Origin of the sequence: Streptomyces palmae (assembly GCF_004684805.1) — a bacterium.
Classification (GTDB): Bacteria; Actinomycetota; Actinomycetes; order Streptomycetales; family Streptomycetaceae; genus Streptomyces; species Streptomyces palmae.
The window spans coordinates 13562-28556 of sequence record NZ_SRID01000017.1 but is presented as its reverse complement, the minus strand read 5'-3'; the positions used below and the strand labels follow the sequence as shown (position 1 = coordinate 28556).

General features: G+C 74.5%; 13 protein-coding genes. 7 read left to right on the top strand and 6 right to left on the bottom strand.

The features are described from left to right. Positions 1 to 33 precede the first annotated feature (33 nt). Positions 34 to 456, bottom strand: coding sequence for a hypothetical protein (locus E4099_RS03620; RefSeq protein WP_245244572.1), 423 nt, complete (start codon positions 454 to 456; stop codon positions 34 to 36). A gap of 96 nt (positions 457 to 552) precedes the next feature. Beyond that, the gene (locus E4099_RS03615) at positions 553 to 1095 is read right to left on the bottom strand and encodes a DUF2231 domain-containing protein (protein WP_135337438.1); all 543 of its coding nucleotides are present in this window, start codon (positions 1093 to 1095) and stop codon (positions 553 to 555) included. A 121-nt stretch (positions 1096 to 1216) separates the two neighbouring features. On the opposite strand from E4099_RS03615, the gene E4099_RS03610 reads away from it, so the two are divergent. Continuing rightward, the gene (locus tag E4099_RS03610) at positions 1217 to 1969 is read left to right on the top strand and encodes a helix-turn-helix transcriptional regulator (protein ID WP_135337437.1); all 753 of its coding nucleotides are present in this window, start codon (positions 1217 to 1219) and stop codon (positions 1967 to 1969) included. A gap of 314 nt (positions 1970 to 2283) precedes the next feature. On the opposite strand, the gene E4099_RS03605 is transcribed toward E4099_RS03610, so the two are convergent. Further along, entirely contained in the window at positions 2284 to 2937 is a 654-nt protein-coding gene (locus tag E4099_RS03605) for a TetR/AcrR family transcriptional regulator (RefSeq protein ID WP_135337436.1), read from the bottom strand. A 115-nt stretch (positions 2938 to 3052) separates the two neighbouring features. Here E4099_RS03605 and E4099_RS03600 point away from each other — a divergent pair, with 115 nt between their 5' ends. Beyond that, positions 3053 to 3817 (top strand): NAD(P)-binding domain-containing protein, encoded by a 765-nt coding sequence (locus E4099_RS03600; protein WP_135337435.1) that lies wholly within the window; start codon positions 3053 to 3055, stop codon positions 3815 to 3817. Here E4099_RS03600 and E4099_RS03595 read toward each other — a convergent pair. Both E4099_RS03595 and E4099_RS03590 read right to left on the bottom strand, forming a co-directional pair. Next, a complete protein-coding gene (locus E4099_RS03595; protein ID WP_135337434.1) occupies positions 3801 to 4517 on the bottom strand; it encodes a cysteine hydrolase family protein in 717 nt (238 codons plus the stop codon). The two genes, E4099_RS03600 and E4099_RS03595, sit on opposite strands and share 17 nt — an antisense overlap. Before the next feature lie 251 nt (positions 4518 to 4768). After that, a complete protein-coding gene (locus E4099_RS03590) occupies positions 4769 to 5317 on the bottom strand; it encodes an isochorismatase family protein (RefSeq protein WP_135337433.1) in 549 nt (182 codons plus the stop codon). A gap of 273 nt (positions 5318 to 5590) precedes the next feature. Here E4099_RS03590 and E4099_RS03585 point away from each other — a divergent pair, with 273 nt between their 5' ends. Genes E4099_RS03585 through E4099_RS03575 form a run of 3 tightly spaced genes read left to right on the top strand, consistent with a single transcriptional unit; the run spans position 5591 to position 9706 of the window. Further along, positions 5591 to 7861 carry an MMPL family transporter gene (locus tag E4099_RS03585; RefSeq protein WP_135337432.1) on the top strand — a complete coding sequence of 757 codons (2271 nt, stop codon included), beginning with the start codon at positions 5591 to 5593 and terminating at the stop codon, positions 7859 to 7861. A gap of 5 nt (positions 7862 to 7866) precedes the next feature. Continuing rightward, on the top strand, positions 7867 to 9042 hold the full coding sequence (locus tag E4099_RS03580) for a sensor histidine kinase (RefSeq protein ID WP_135337431.1): 1176 nt from the start codon (positions 7867 to 7869) through the stop codon (positions 9040 to 9042). Between the two features lies 1 nt (position 9043). Then, on the top strand, positions 9044 to 9706 hold the full coding sequence (locus E4099_RS03575; RefSeq protein WP_135337430.1) for a response regulator: 663 nt from the start codon (positions 9044 to 9046) through the stop codon (positions 9704 to 9706). An 81-nt stretch (positions 9707 to 9787) separates the two neighbouring features. On the opposite strand, the gene E4099_RS03570 is transcribed toward E4099_RS03575, so the two are convergent. Then, positions 9788 to 13579, bottom strand: a complete 3792-nt coding sequence (locus E4099_RS03570; RefSeq protein ID WP_135337429.1) for a CHAT domain-containing protein — start codon at positions 13577 to 13579, stop codon at positions 9788 to 9790. Between the two features lie 81 nt (positions 13580 to 13660). On the opposite strand from E4099_RS03570, the gene E4099_RS03565 reads away from it, so the two are divergent. Together E4099_RS03565 and E4099_RS03560 are read left to right on the top strand one after the other, a co-directional pair. Continuing rightward, a complete protein-coding gene (locus E4099_RS03565) occupies positions 13661 to 14053 on the top strand; it encodes a hypothetical protein (RefSeq protein WP_135337428.1) in 393 nt (130 codons plus the stop codon). A gap of 10 nt (positions 14054 to 14063) precedes the next feature. Next, complete coding sequence (locus E4099_RS03560) at positions 14064 to 14990, top strand: hypothetical protein (protein WP_135337427.1); 927 nt, start codon at positions 14064 to 14066, stop codon at positions 14988 to 14990. The last annotated feature ends 5 nt before the right edge of the window (positions 14991 to 14995 follow it).

The following is a 14995-nucleotide window of genomic DNA, read 5'->3' as shown; positions in this document are numbered from 1 at the left end:
GTGTCCAGGCGGTGGTGCGAGCCCTCGGCCGGGTCAGCCGCCTCCGATGCCCAGGGCGGTGAGCAGGACCAGGACGAGGGTGGCCACGGCGAGCAGGCCGTGCGCCAGCACGACCGGCACCGGGAAGTGCCGTTCGGCCGGGACCGCCCCTTCGGCACCCCTTGCCCCGGCCGGGGCCCCGGCGGTGGCGCGCTCGCGGTAGACGGGGATCCAGCGGGCCAGCATCACGAATCCCAGCAGCGCGACCGGCAGCAGCAGGCCGAACGCGGTCCAGGCCAGGGCGTCCTTGTCGGCCACGAGATAGATGATCCACACCACCAGTCCGATCGCGGCCAGGGCGAAGTGGCCGAAGACGACGGGTGCGGGCAGGCGGCTGGTACCTGTCTGCTGCTGCCGGATTCCACCGCGTCGGATCCAGGTGCCGAGCATGTAGAAGCCGCCGAGGGCGGTGACCACCCAGGTGATCAGTGCGGCGATGTCCTGAGGGAACTCCCCGGGGTGCTCGATGGTGACGGCGCCCGGAAGAGGCCGGCCGCCGTGGCGGAGGGCCGGTCAGGAGGAGGTACGGGTGGTCCCGCGGCCCGGTGCGTACCCCTCGGCCTGGGTGCCCTCGTCGGCGACGCGCACGCCGTAGCGGTAGGCGAGCTTGCCGCCGAGGTATCCGGAGATCCCCAGGACCGCGAGGCTGACCGCGGACAGCACCAGCTGCCCGATCCCCACGCTCCCACCGTCGGTGTAGGTGCCGTACCGCCACAGGAAATTGGCGATGTAGGCGGCGGTCACCAGCAGGTTCAGCGCCATGTGCGTCAGCGCGGTACGGAAGGCCGGGGTGCCGGTGGGAATCGCGAACAGGTCGAGGAATCCGACCACGGCCGCCAGCAGAGCGCCGATCACGCCCACCGCGATCAACCACTCCGAGGACTGGGTCAGGAATCCGGGACGGTGCACGACATGGGAAGCGATGTCGAACACCAGGCCGGCCACCCAGGCGCCGATGGGCACGGTCACCAGGATCGGGTGGAACGGGTGCCCGTACGGGCCGGCAAGCGAGGCGCTGACCGGACGCTTCGCCTGGAGCTGTGATTCATGGGCCATCGCGACCTCCAAGTGATTTCACCAATAAGTCTTGGACTTATTGCGGGAGGGTGTCAAGCCACGCAGGACATGGGCCGAGAAGAACATTTGTGCCTATGCGTATGGGAGTTACCGTGATGGTGTGGCTATCGATCCGAACGCGCGGGCCGACGCGGCCGACAGCGCCATCGAATCCGTCAGCGTCCTCAACGAGGACTCGCGGCGGCGCATGTTCGTCTTCATCCGGCGCGCCCGCCGCGCGGTCACCCGCGACGAGGCCGCCGCCAGCGTCGGCATATCGCGCAAGCTCGCCGCCTTCCACCTCGACAAGCTCGTCGACGCCGGCCTGCTCCGCGCCCGCTACGAAGCACCCGGCGGGATCCGGAAGGTCGGCAGGCGGCCGAAGGTGTACGAGCCCACCGACGCCCAGATCGTCGTGAGCATCCCCGACCGCCGCCACGAACTCCTGGCGGACCTGCTCCTGGACGCCGTCCTGACCGAGGGTGCGGACGAGGACGCCGCCCACGCCGCGGTGCGGACCGCCGAGCGGCGCGGCCGGCAGATGGGCGAGGCCGCCCGGGAGGAGATCCGCCCGGGCCGGTTGGGCCCCGAGCGCGGGCTGACCGCCTGCGAGCGCCTGCTGGACCGGTACGGCTACGAACCGGTCCGGGAGACCCCCGCCCAGCTGCGGCTGCGCAACTGCCCCTTCCACCCGCTGGCCGCGAAGGCCCCCGACCTGGTGTGCGGCATGAACCACGCGTTCCTCAGCGGCTACCTCGACGGCCTCCAGATCACCGGAGTCCACGCCGTCCTGGCCCCCGAGCCCGGGGAGTGCTGCGTGCGCCTCGACACCCGCGACCACCGCGATCGTGATGACCTGGCCGAGGCCGACTGACGCGGCGCCGGTCGCCCGCCCCCCGCGGGCCGCCGCCCGGCAGCGGGACTCTGCCCCCGGCAGGGTCCGTACCGTCCGGGAGTTCCCGGAGACGACCAAGCGCCGGCGAGTGGGTCGGCTCCGGCTCCGGCCGGAGCCGTTCGCGGGCGTGTCGGAGCCACGATGGCGGCCAGGGTGCCCCGACCCCGCGCCAGGAGTGCCCACTGCCCTGCCGGCGGAACGACCGCCCAGCTCACTCGCCCCGGTACGACCGCATCGGCCGCCGCTCCTCCACCCCGCGACCGGCACCCGGCCCACGACGGCGGCGCGACCCGTCAGGGGATCTGGGCCTCGACCTGGGCGAGGTGGGCGGCGAGGACTTCTTCGAACGCGGCGCGGCGATCCGCTCCGAGGGGGCGGATGTCGCGGGCGAAGTGGCTCAGGGCGGGGAAGCGCTCGGGGTCGGCGCCGAGCACCGCGACGCGGAACTGCTCCATGCCCTGTTCGTACTCCTGGGGAGTGATGGAGCTGATACCGGCCTCGGAGGCGATCAGCGAGGCGAGGAGGATCACGATGCGGTGGTACCGCGTTGGGATCTCCTCGTCGGGCAGGCCGGACGTGCGCAGGGCCTGCAGCAGCTCCTCCATGACCAGTCGGGAACCGGTGCCGCCGGACCCGTAGCGTCCCCATACCGCGGCGAGTTGGGGTTGCTCGCCGAAGGCCTCGCGCAGGCGCAGGGACAGGGCGGTGACCCGCTGCTTCCAGTCGCCCGCGGGGCGGTAGCCGTCCATGGCGGCCAGCAGGATCCGGTCGGCGACCGCGCGCAGCAGTTCGGTCTTGTTGCGGAAGTGCCGGTACAGGCTGGAGGAGTCGGTCCCGAGCGCCGCGGCGAGTTTGCGCACGCTGAACGACTCGGCGTCGCTCGTGCGCAGCAGTTCCACCGCCTTGTCCAGGATCTCCTCGATCGACCATCGCCTTCGGCCAGCCATCTCGCCCCTCTCGTCCGAAATCAGCCTAACCTATGCACTTGGCGATGCACGCACCGCGTGCATAATGAGAGCGGCGCCCGCCCGGCCACCACGACACCCACCGGAGGACAGCAGAGTGCAGCGCATCGGCATCATCGGAGTGGGCGAGATCGGCCGGGCCATCGTCGAGGGCCTGCGCGACGGGGGTGGCACGGCGCCGGAGGTCTTCCTCTCCCCCCGGGGAGCCCGCACCGCCGCCGAACTGTCCGAGCGCTTCGAGGGCGTCCATGTGTGCGCGGACAACCAGGGCGTGCTGGACCGCTCCGAGGTGGTGATCATCGCGGTGCGCCGCCACGACCGCCAGGAGGCACTCGCCGGGCTGAGGATCGGCGACGACCGGACCGTGATCAACCTGATGGCCGGCGTCGCCACCGCCGACCTGCGCCGAACGCTCGCCACCCGCGCGCCGATCGTCCGCGCCATCCCGCTGCCCGCGGTGCGCGAGCGCCGCTCCACCACCGTGACCTTCCCCTCGCACCCGGTGGTGGACTCCCTCTTCGACCAGTTGGGCGGAGCGCTCCCCGTCGCGGACGAGGACGCCTTCAACGTCTTCTCCGCGCTGACCGGGACGCTCACCACCCACTACGCCTACCTCGCCACGCTCACCTCCTGGGCCGCCGGCCATGGCATCGCTCCCGACGCCGCCGACCGGTATGTGCGCGGCCTCTTCCAGAACGTCGGACGCTCCCTGAGCGACGAGACCCGCCCGCTGCACCGACTCGCCGCCGACCACGAGACGCCCAGGGGGAACAACGAGCGCGTCCGCACCACCTGGTTCGACCCGGCCAACGCGGCAGCCCTCGCCAAGGCCCTGGACGGCCTCCTCACCGATCTGGCGTGAGGGCGTCCGGGCCGACGGGCCCCACCTCACCGCCAGGGCCTGGTCCGGGAGATGCCCGCCGGGCCCCGAGGAGAGCGCAGAGCTCCGCGGTCGTGGTGACGGTGGCCACCAGGGCGAGGGTGTGGCGGATCATCGCGGCGGTGTACTCGGCGGGCACCCCGGCGATGGCGTCGGCGGGCAGCACGGCCGTGTACCCGAGGTTGACCGCGTCGAAGACCGCGTTGGGCACCGCCACGTTCGCCGAGACGCCCGCGATGACGAGCGTTCGGCACCCGAGGTTGCGCAGCAGCGCGTCCGCCTCCGTGCCGGCCAGCGGGGACAGCCCGTGCAGTCGGCGTACCACCAGGTCGGCCGGGCCCACCGGGATCTCCTCGGCGATCCGTACCGCGGCGCTGCCGGTGAGCTGCCGGACCGGCAGTCGCGCGGCCGCCCGCAGCAGGGGCGCGTTCTCCCCGGAGCCTCGGCCGTCGGGGCGCCGCTCGGCCACCGCGTGCAGCACCGGGACATCGGCGCGGTGGGCGGCCTCCACCAGCCGGGCGATCCTGCCGAGTGCGCCGGAGTCGCGGACCGCGGCGGCCAGTTCGGGAAGCGCGCTGTCCGGGCCGACCACGCCACGTTGGCACTCCACGGTGAGCAACGCGCAGCCCGGCGAGGTGAGCAGCGCCGTGAGACGGTCCGGGGATGCCGGGCCACGGGTCATCACGCCTCCTCGGTCCCGGTCGGCAGGGCTCGCGACCGCTCCGGTATCGCAGCATGCGCGCGCGACCGCATCTCTGACAAGTCGTCAGACCGATTGGTGGTGGGCGGTCGACCGCGGCCATCCCGCGGGATTTCGGCACCTGACTCACCAGGCGGCGCACCGCCGGATGGCGGTGGTCGGCCGGTGACGGCCGCACCCGGCACGCGGTCGCCACCGGCCGACCCGCCGGATCGACGCACCGTACCTCGGTCTCACGTTCGCGAGGCCGGTCCTGGGGCCGCGAAGTCGATGTCCGCCGCCGCGATGACCCGCACGCTGCGATCCGGGAAGTCGATGTGCCGGTAGATCTCGTTGTGGTGGGCGATCGACTGGGCCTCCGGAACGAAGTCCGTGCGTGCGGGGCGAAGGGACGTTGTGTGCCCGTCCGCCACGAGCACCAGGTCGTAGCCGTGACTGAGGGCCTGGCGTGCGGTCGTCTCCACGCAGTTCTCCGTGGCGAAGCCGGCGACCATGACCTCGGTCGCGCCGAACCGACGCAGCGTCGCGTCGAGATCGGTGCCCAGAAAGGCGTCCGCGGTGGTCTTGTCGATCACCGACTCGCCCTCCTGTGCGGCCAGTTCGGGGAGAACGCCGCCGCAGCCCCGCTGCCGCACCGTGACGACGGGCACGCCCAGGGCGCGCGCCCGGGAGCCGAGACTCGCGATGGTCTCGACGACGCGAGCGGGCCGGTACATGATCGGCACCATGGCGTCCTGCATGTCGATGACGAGAAGCACGGGTCGGTGCGGCGGTGGCGGCATGAACACACGGTAGCCCCGGGTGGCCTGGTCACAGGCGGCTCGTGTGTCGGCCCCGCCGTGGATGCCGAGCTCGGCTGGGGCTGGGGCGACGCCGGGACGATGGACTTCACCCTGCCGGCGAGGCGTTCGCCGAGGGGGACTTCAGCCGGGTCGCCGCCGAGATCCGCCGCTGCCGAGCGCCCGCCGTACCCGCCGGGGTCCACCGGTCGGTGGACCCAAGGTTCCACCGGCCGAGGCTGTCGCCGGGCACACGCCTTTGACCAGCATGAACGCATGAACAATCTCCCTGTACGCATGGCGCGCTGGAGCGCCGGACACCCCTGGCGCGCGATCGCCGGCTGGTTCCTCTTCGTCGCCCTGTGCCTGGGCGCCGGGATCGGCATCGGCGTCAACGCGGCCGGCAGCGCCGACTTCCGCATCGGCGAGGCGGGCCGGGCGGAGGCGATGGCGGCCGAGGGCGGCCTCGAACAGAGGCCGGTGGATCGCGTGCTGATCACCGCCGAGCCGGGCACCGGCCGGCTGGACGGGGCCGCCGCCCGGTCCGCGGCCCGGGAGGTCGCCGACCGGATGCGGGGGCTGCCCGAGGTCCGGTCCGTGTCCGCGCCGGTGCGCTCGGCCGATGGCAGCGCCTACCGGGTCGACGTGACCTTGAAGGGACCCGAACTCGACGGGAAGAAGCACGTCGAGCCGCTCCGCGAGCAGACCGCCGAGGCGCAGGCCGCCCACCCCGGGCTGCGGATCGAGGAGACCGGCGGCCCGTCCATCAGCAAGGGCGTCGAAGAGCAGCGCGGCAAGGACCTCGCGCGCACCGAGATCATCGCGCTGCCCGTCACGCTGCTGACCCTGCTGCTCGTCTTCCGCTCCGCCGCGATGGCCTTCGTGCCGCTGCTGCTGGCGCTCACCTCGATCGCCGCGGCCGTCGGGCTGTCGATGCTGGCCTCGCACGTCTTCCCGGACGCCGGGGTGGGCACCAACGTGATCCTGCTGATCGGCATGGCCGTCGGCGTCGACTACACGCTCTTCTACCTCAAGCGGGAGCGGGAGGAACGGGCCCGCTCGGGCGGACGGTTGGACTCGCGTGCCCTGGTGGAGGTGGCCGCGGCCACCTCGGGGCGGGCCGTGGTGGTCTCGGGTCTGGCCGTCGCCGTCTCCAGCGCCACGCTGTACCTGGCCGACGACGTCATCTTCTCCTCGATCGCCACCGGCGCGATCGTCGTCACCCTGGTCGCCGTCGTCAGTTCGCTCACCGTGCTGCCGGCCCTGCTCGCCCAGCTCGGCGGCTGGTCGGAGCGCCGGGCGGCCCGCAAGGCCCAGCGCGCCGCCGGACGGCGCGGGTCCGGAGCGCCCGGCACGGCTGACGGCATGACCACCCACGACACCGCGCCCGCCGCGGGCTCGAAGCGGCGGCGTCCCGAGGGGGGAGCCGGCCGGCTCACCGGCGCCCTGCTGCGGTTCACCGAACGGCGGCCCGCCGCCACCCTCGGCGTCGCCGTGCCGGCGATGCTCGCCCTGGCCGCGCCGCTGCTGGGGCTGAACCTCACCGACATGGGGCGCGAGACCCACCCGCGCACCATCCCGGCGATGCGGACCTACGACCGGCTCAACGCCGCCTTCCCCGAGCTGAAGTCCATGCACCAGGTCGTCGTGCGGGCCGAACCCGGCCGCGCCGAGGAAGTTGCCGGGGCACTGCGCGAACTCGCCGCACGGACGAAGAAGGACCCGGCGTTCGCCGGCCGGTCCGAGCTGCGCGTCTCCTCGGACCGCCGGATCAGCCTGCTGGAACTCCCTGTTCCGTACGAGGTGAGCGCCGAGCAGGCACAGGACTCTCTGGAACGGATCCGGAAGGACTACCTTCCCGCCGCGTTCGAGCGGCTGGACGGTGTGGAGTCCGCGGTGACCGGCGATGTCGCCCGCTATGCCGACTACCCCGAGCACCAGAAGGGGAAGCTGCCGCTGATCATCGGGGCGCTGCTGCTGGTGACCTTCGCGATGACCGTGTGGGCGTTCCGCTCCGTCGTGCTGGGCCTGGTCGGCATCGCCCTGAACCTGCTGTCGGCCGCCGCCTCGCTCGGCCTGCTGGTCCTGGTCTTCCAGGGGGCGTGGGCCGAGGGGCTGCTCGACTTCACCTCCACCGGCTCGATCGGCTCGCGGGTCCCGCTCTTCCTGTTCGTCATCCTCTTCGGCCTGTCGATGGACTACCAGGTCTTCGTGATCAGCCGGATCCGGGAGGCCGCGCTGCGCGGGGTGCCCACCCGGCAGGCCGTGCTCGAGGGCATCGGGAGTTCGGCCAGCGTGGTGACGAGCGCCGCGTTCGTGATGGTGACGGTCTTCGCCAGCTTCGTCCCGCTGCACATCATGGAGATGAAGCAGATCGGCTTCAGCCTGGCGGCGGCGGTGCTGCTCGACGCCTTCGTCATCCGCATCCTGATCCTGCCGGCGCTCATGCTGCTGCTCGGCGAGGCGAACTGGTGGCCCTCCCGGGGCGTGGGCCGGGCGCGCGCCGTCACCGCCCCGGCCCCGCGCACCCCGGAGAACGTACGCTGACCGGCATGGACCGACCTCCGCAGGGCAAGGACCCGTTCCCGATACGCCGGCTCCGCCGCTGGTACACGGTCCTGTGGGTGGTGCTCGGCCCGGTGCCCTCGGTGCTCGGCACACGGGACGACTCCGGGCCCGCGAAGTACGCGGCGCTGGCGGTGGTGGCCGTGGTCTCCGTCGGCTTCGCGGTCCTGGAGGTCCACCCGGAGAACCCCGTGCTGCGGCCCGTGCCCTACCTGTGGGTGCTGGCCCTGGGCATCGGCGCGATGTCGGTGCTGCCGGGCGGCGGCGCTGCGCTGCTGATCGTCTCGTTGCCGCTCTTCTGGATCCACGCCGGCGGCCCGCGGACCGCGATCGCCCTGAGCGGCCTCGCGGCCGCCGCCACCACCGCCGGCAGCATCGCCCAGAACGCGGAGGTGTTCACCGGGAACGCGGTCTTCGCCCTCGCGGGTTACGCGGCCGGGGTGCTGCTCGGACTCTATGTGCACCGGCTGGTCCAGCAGGGCGAGGAGCGGGCCCGCCACCTGGGGGCCGCGCTGGAGGACACCCAGCAGCTGCTGGCGGAGGCGCACCGGCGCCAGGGTGCCGCGGAGGAACGCGAGCGCCTCGCCCGCGAGATCCACGACACCCTGGCCCAGGGCTTCGCCTCCATCGTCGTCCTGGCGGAGGCGGCCCGGGCCGGCCTCGGCACGGACCCGGGGCGCAGCGCCCAGCAGTTGCTGTCGATCGAGCAGACGGCGCGGGAGAACCTCGCCGAGGCGCGGATCCTCGTCGGCTCCGCCCCGCACGGCGGCGGCGCCTCAGCTTCGGTGGCCCAGAGCCTGCGCCGGACCCTGGAGCGGTTCGCCGAGGACACCGGGATCACGGTGGAGGCGGAGCTGCCGGACGTGGTGTGCGACCAGCAGACCCGGATCGCGCTGCTGCGCTGCCTCCAGGAGTCCTTGGCGAACGTCCGCAAGCACGCGGACGCCGGCACGGTGGGCGCCATGCTCAGCCCGCTGCCCTACGGCGTCGAGTTGGAGGTCACCGACGACGGCCGCGGCTTCGTGGTCGAGGAGTCCCGCGGCTTCGGGCTCGACGGGATGCGCCGGCGCATGGCCGAACTCGGCGGCCAACTCACGGTCACCAGCTCCCCCGGCGAGGGCACCCGCGTCCTCGCCCTGATACCCACGAACGGTCAGGTGTGACATGGCGGACGGGACGCGGCGCGCACTGCGCGTCATCGTGGTCGACGACCACACGGTGATGCGCGCCGGGGTGGTCGCCCTGCTGGCGGCGGAGCCCGGGATCGAGATCGTGGCGGAGGCGGCCGACGGCCGGGCGGCGGTCGAGCTCGTGGAGCGGCTGCGGCCCGATGTGGCCCTGGTCGACCTGCGGATGCCGGTACTGGACGGGGCCTCCGCCACGGCCCGGATCGTCGCCGGCGGCTCCGGCACCCGGGTGCTGATCCTGACCACGTACGAGACCGACTCCGAGATCGAGCGCGCCGTCGAGGCGGGCGCCATCGGATACCTCCTCAAGGACACCACGCGCGAGCAACTCGCGGACGCGATACGGTCCGCGGCCCGCGGCGAGACCGTGCTGGCCCCGCGCGTCGCCGAGCGCCTGGTCGCCCGGATGCGGCGGCCGGCGCCGGTGGCGCTCACCGCGCGCGAGGTCGATGTGCTCAGCGGCGTCGCCGACGGCCTCTCCAACGCGGAGATCGGCCGGCGCCTGGTCATCGGGGAGGCGACCGTGAAGACCCATCTGCTCCGTGTCTTCGCCAAGCTCGACGTCAGCGACCGCACGCACGCGGTGGTCGTCGCCCTGGAGCGCGGCCTGCTCACCCGCCGGGGCCGGCAGCAGCGCTGACCGCCCCGCCTGCCCGGTTTGCCCGCGCGGGCCGCCGGCGTCCGGAGCCGTCCGGCCGCCCTCCTCCGGAGCGGACCGCCCTCAGGGACCCGCGTGGACCTGGCAGGCCCACAGGCTCGGGGTCAGCGGGTACGTGTCGCGCAGGGCGCGTACGGCCTGGTGCAGGGCCTCGGCCGTGCGGGCCACGTCGAGTGCGCCCCCGCCCGTGTGCACGGCTTCGTAGACGCTGAGCGCGACCTCGGCACCGATCGCGTCGTCGACGTGCCACAGGGAGCCGACGACGTGCGGGAAGCCCGCCATCTGGAAGGCGCTGACGATGTGCACGGCCTCGTCGGCGAGTTCGGGACTGGTGCGCAGGGTGTCGCAGGCGGAGAGGTAGGCGAGCCGGACCGAGGGCAGCCGCAGCCGGGCCAGGTCGCCCGCGGTCAGCGGGTGTTCGGTGTGGTCGTGGAGGACGAGCCGGCTGCCGGACGGGTGCTCCGCGTCGCCCAGGGCGTGGCAGGCGAAGTGGGCGTAGGCGTGGTGGTGCAGGGCGGAGACGACCGCGGAGTGCGTGGCGGAGCCGTCCGCCAGCAGCGTGGCCCCGGGCAGGAGGCGGGCCAGGTGGTCCGCCTCGCGGCGTGCGCCCGGCAGCGGGGCCTGGCCGACGGCCCGCGCCACGCTGACCACCAGCGTGCCGGTGCCCGCGGGGCGGGCGGCGCGCCGGCGGGCGTGGTGCAGGGCCCGCAGGGTCGGCGTGTACGAGGAGACCACCCGGTCCAGGGCGCCGGGAGCACCGGCCGGGGCCGCCGCGTGCAGCGGCAGGATGCCCAGGGGGCCGCCCGGCGACCACCACACCCGGGTGGCCGTGGGGAGGCGGTCGAGGACCGGGCCGGTGACCGCCTGCCACAGCCAGGCGAGGGTGTCCCGTACGGTCCGTTGGGCGCGGAGCGACTGCTTGCGGGAGGTTCCGGGGGTCTCGATGCGGACCAACGCCTCCTGGAAGGCCTGCCGGCGGGCAGCCGTCGTCCGCGGGTCCAGCCCGGGGAGTGGTACGGCGTCGATGGAGTGCTCGGTGACCACCAGCGCGTCGCTGCCGTACGGCGAGAGGTTGACCAGGACCACCGGGCCCGCCGCGGCGGTCGCGCACAGCTCGCGCCGGTCCCACTCCCGCACCGGGCGCAGCAGGTCCAGCTCGGGGTGTTCGGCGCGGATCCGGTCCGTGAGCTCCCGCCACTCGGCGGCCAGGCGCTGCCGCAGATCGGCGCGGGTGTGGGGGTCGGGCGGTCCTTCCTCGAGGAGTTCCCGGGTGCCGGTCGCGGTGTCGAGGGCGTCCCGGAGTTCCTCGAAGCGGTCGGCGAGGTCCGGGGCGCTCTCCCGGAGCCGCGTCAGGTCGCTGTCGGCGTCGAAGGCGTGGGAGAGGATGACGCCCCTGGCCGCTTCGAGCAGGCCGACCGCGAGCCCCGGCCGGCCGCAGCGCACCGCGCAGGCCGCCGCCGCGGCCCCCAGTCCGACGGACCGGCCCAGCAGGAACTCCTGGTCCTCGCGGACGAGATGGCGCGGCGCCACGGAGTGCAGCAGGTCGACAGCGAGCACATAGCCGTCCAGGGCGCCGTCCCAGTCGCCCAGCTGGGCCCGGACGTCACCCCACAGCCATGCCGCCTCCAGACGCGTGGAGGGCGCGCACTGCCGCTCCAGGGCCGCCGCCCGGAACACGGTTGCCGCCTCGTCCGGATCGGCTCCGCGACGACGGCGGCCAAGGCCCCGGTCGTAGAGCACGGCACCGAGCATCGTCAGGCGAGATGTCCGCTTGGGGTGGCCGGGCGGGGTGGCCGCGACCGCCCGGCGGAAGAGCGCGAGCGCCTCGTCCCGGGCGGTCGAGGACAGCGGGGCGAGGGGGCCGGCGAGCCGTACCCGCGCCGCCGCCATCAGGGCGCCCGGCAGCTCCGGCGAGTCGGCGGGCAGCTCCGCGACCACCGCGTCGGCCAGTTGGCGCGCCTCGCGGGCGTCGCCGGACCGCCGGGTGCGACCGTGGCGGGCCAGCAGGGCGATGGCGAGGTTGTGGCGGCGGCGGGGCAGCCGCGGGTCGTCCTCGGGGGTGAGGGCGAGCGCCTCCCGCAGGATCCGTACCGCCTCCTCGATCCGGGCGTCCGGATCGGTTGCGCGTTCGATGCCCTGGACCAGGATGATCCCCGTCGAGCTCAGCAGCGCCGCCTGGTGGGCGCGGCCGAGGCCGGGCAGCGCGGCGGCCCGGTGCCGGCACTCCAGGGACCCCCGCAGGTCCTCGCCGTCCTCGGTCAGCTGGTGGCGCAGCCCCAGCGCCGTGCCGAGGTTGAGCAGCCGCAGCTTGAGCACCTCATGCCCTTCGGGGGTGAGCGCCACCGCCTCCCGATGGGCTCGCACCGCCTCGTTCAACACCTCCGGGTCCCCCGTGCGCTGGTGGCGGGCGGTCAGCGCCAGGCCGAGGGCGTTGAGCACCGCGGGACGCTCCGGGTGGCCCGGCGGTATCCGCGGCTCGGCCTGCCGCAGCCGGCGCACCGCCTCGTCCAGGTCCGCCCGGTTCGCTTCGGGGTCGCGGGTGTAGCGGCTGAACAGGGTCATCGCGTGGGCGAGGAGCGGGGGTCGCGGGTCGTCCGCCACCCCCGGGGAGGCGGTGGCCGGGTCGGTGAGGTGGCGCGCCGCGTCCAGATCGGCCGGGGCGCCGGTCGCGAGGGAGCGGGCGCGCAGGGCGTTGCCCAGGGCATTGCGCAGGGCCGCGCTCTCACCGGGATGCCTGGCCGCCGGGAGCGCCTCGGCCAGCACGGCGACCGCCTCGTGCAGGTCCTCGACCCGGCCGGTGTGCTGGGCCCGCAGTACGAGGGCCATGCCCAGGTCGTAGCCGCCCGCCGCGGGCCCCTGCGAGCTGCCGTGACGTGCTCGGCGGCACAGGTCCACGAGCTCGTCGCACTCCTCGGGGGTGGCGCCCTCCCGCTGCCGCAGCAGCGTCAGGCCGCGCCCCAGGGTGCTGAGGCAGCGGGCCGTCCGCGGGCTGCCGGGCGGCAGTTGGTCCAGTACGTCACGGGCGATGCCGACCGCCTCGTGCAGGTCCTCCGGGTCGTACGACCGCAGGTAGCGGTCCAGGAGCCGGCCGCCCAGGGCTTCGAGGGCCACCAGCCGCTCGGGCGAGTCGGCCGGGATCGCCTTGAGGGCGCGGTGGGCGAGCCGGACCGGATCGGCGGCCTCGCCGCCGGCCGCCCCGTCACCGGACAGGTCCCCGAAGGGCCAGGTCATCCCGGCGCGGGCCAGCGCGCTGGACAGTGCCGCGCGCCGGTCCGCGTACCGCGGGTCGTACTCCGGCGTCGCGAGGACGGCGAGGCTGCCGCAGCCGACCGCACTGGCGAGCCGGGCCTCGTACGAGAGTGCCCGGGTGTCGAAGCTCGCGGCCAGTTCATGGAGCCGCCGGACGTCTTCGGTGGCGTCCGGCGGCGGGGTGTGCCGGCGCCCCTGGGCGGCGATCTCGAACGCGGCGCACAGGGCCGACCACTCGGCGGGACCGTCCGCGTTCGCCGGGTCGGGGCGCGTGGCGGGGTCGGCGGTCGCGTAGCGTTCCGCCAGCTCCGGGGGGACCAGGCCCGGATCGGCGACCCACACCGGGAAGAGCAGCGTGCCGGCCATGCTCCCGTGGACACTGCCGAGATCCGCGGGGCCGGCCATCGCACGGGCCACGCACAGCCAGCCGGCCGCGTGCCGGGCCTCCATGTCGGTCCTCGGGTCGGCGGTCCGCAGCAGTCCCCGGAGTTCCGCGTCCGCTGCGGGGCCGCACACCACGCCCCCGTCCACGCCGCCGCCCGCCGTCCCGGCCCGTTCGAGGCGCGCGCGGATCGCCCCCAGGAACCCGTCCCGGTCGTACCTCACCCCGTCGCCCCTCCCTGCCGCCGGCCCCGAGGGGCACCTCGGCCCCTGCTCAACTCTGCCCGCGTCAGGCACACTTGGTCCATGACAGCGGCTGCCGACGCCCCGGGACCCGACCATCGGGCGGCGGCGCTGTGCGCCCTGCTCGGCTCGCCGGAGGACCTGCGCCGGCCCGGGGTCCGGGAGGCGGCCGAGCGCGCGCGTGACCTGCTGCGGTCGGGTGCGGACACCGAGGAACTCGCGAGCTGCTACCGGGCTCTGGACACGGCCCTGCGCCAGGCCGGGGACGCCCGCGGGCTGGTCAACGAGTCCCGGGGCGGGACGGCCCCCGGCATCGCGCCCCACCTCAAGGTGGCCGTGTGTCCGGGACCCACCCCATGCCCCCGCCTCGAACGGGCCCGCGACCTGCTCCCCGCCCCGCACTGCGCGATCAACGGCACCCGCATGCGCAAGGGCCGGCTGGGCGCCGCCCGGTGACCCGGTTCCGATGAACCCCCTTCTCGCCACCCTGGGCGGCAAACTCACCGAACGCTGGCTGAACCTGCTGGTCCTCCCAGGCGCTCTGTTCCTCGCCGCCGCGGCCGTCGGCACCACCACGGGCCACCGCCACTGGCACGACGCCGACCGGCTGCGCACCACCATGGACGACCTCGCCGCCCACCCCGCCCTCGACCGCACCGGCACCGCCGCGCTCCTGGTCGCCCTCGTCCTGCTCGCCGCGAGCGCGGCCTCACTCGCCGCGCAGTTCCTCGGCAGCGCGATCGAGTGGTACTGGCTGCGCTTCGGCCGGGACCCGCTCTCGCGCGCCCTCACCGCCCGCCGCGCCCGCAGATGGAAGGAGCGGGACAGGCGGCTCGACGAGGCCGTCGGCCAGGCCCAGCGGACGGGTACCGGGCCCGACGGTGCGGTACTGGTCCCGCGCGGCACACTGGTGCGGATCCAGACCCTCACCGAGGCCCGCGACCGGATCGCACTGCGCGAACCGGCCCGCCCCACCTGGTACGGCGATCGCATGCAGGCGACGGCCGACCGGGTCGAGGCGGCCTACGGAGTGGACCTGGCCGCCCTCTGGCCGCGGCTGTGGCTGCTCCTCCCCGAACCCGCCGTACGCCAGATCCAGTCGGCCCAGGAATCCTTCGGCGCCGCCGCCCGCCTGGCCGCCTGGGGCCTCGCCTACGCCCTGCTCGCCTGCTGGTGGTGGCCGGCCGCACCGGTCGCCCTCGGCTGCGCGGCCGTGGCCCGGGCCCGCGCCCGCACCGCCCTGGAGGCGCTCGCGGGCCTCATCGAGGCCGCCGTCGACGTGCACGGCCGGGAACTGGCCGCCCGGGTCGGCCTGCTGGCGCCGGAGTCAGCGGGCCTGCTGGCACACGACACGGGGGACGCGATGTCCGAGGTGTTCAGAAAGGCCGAGTGAGGGCC

Coding starts and splice junctions, on each gene's coding strand:
- E4099_RS03605 (WP_135337436.1), bottom strand. CDS start 2,937: ATGGCTGGCCGAAGGCGATGGTCGATCGAGGAGATCCTGGACAAGGCG.
- E4099_RS03560 (WP_135337427.1), top strand. CDS start 14,064: ATGAACCCCCTTCTCGCCACCCTGGGCGGCAAACTCACCGAACGCTGG.
- E4099_RS03575 (WP_135337430.1), top strand. CDS start 9,044: ATGGCGGACGGGACGCGGCGCGCACTGCGCGTCATCGTGGTCGACGAC.
- E4099_RS03615 (WP_135337438.1), bottom strand. CDS start 1,095: ATGGCCCATGAATCACAGCTCCAGGCGAAGCGTCCGGTCAGCGCCTCG.
- E4099_RS03565 (WP_135337428.1), top strand. CDS start 13,661: ATGACAGCGGCTGCCGACGCCCCGGGACCCGACCATCGGGCGGCGGCG.
- E4099_RS03590 (WP_135337433.1), bottom strand. CDS start 5,317: ATGCCGCCACCGCCGCACCGACCCGTGCTTCTCGTCATCGACATGCAG.
- E4099_RS03580 (WP_135337431.1), top strand. CDS start 7,867: ATGGACCGACCTCCGCAGGGCAAGGACCCGTTCCCGATACGCCGGCTC.
- E4099_RS03595 (WP_135337434.1), bottom strand. CDS start 4,517: ATGACCCGTGGCCCGGCATCCCCGGACCGTCTCACGGCGCTGCTCACC.
- E4099_RS03585 (WP_135337432.1), top strand. CDS start 5,591: ATGAACAATCTCCCTGTACGCATGGCGCGCTGGAGCGCCGGACACCCC.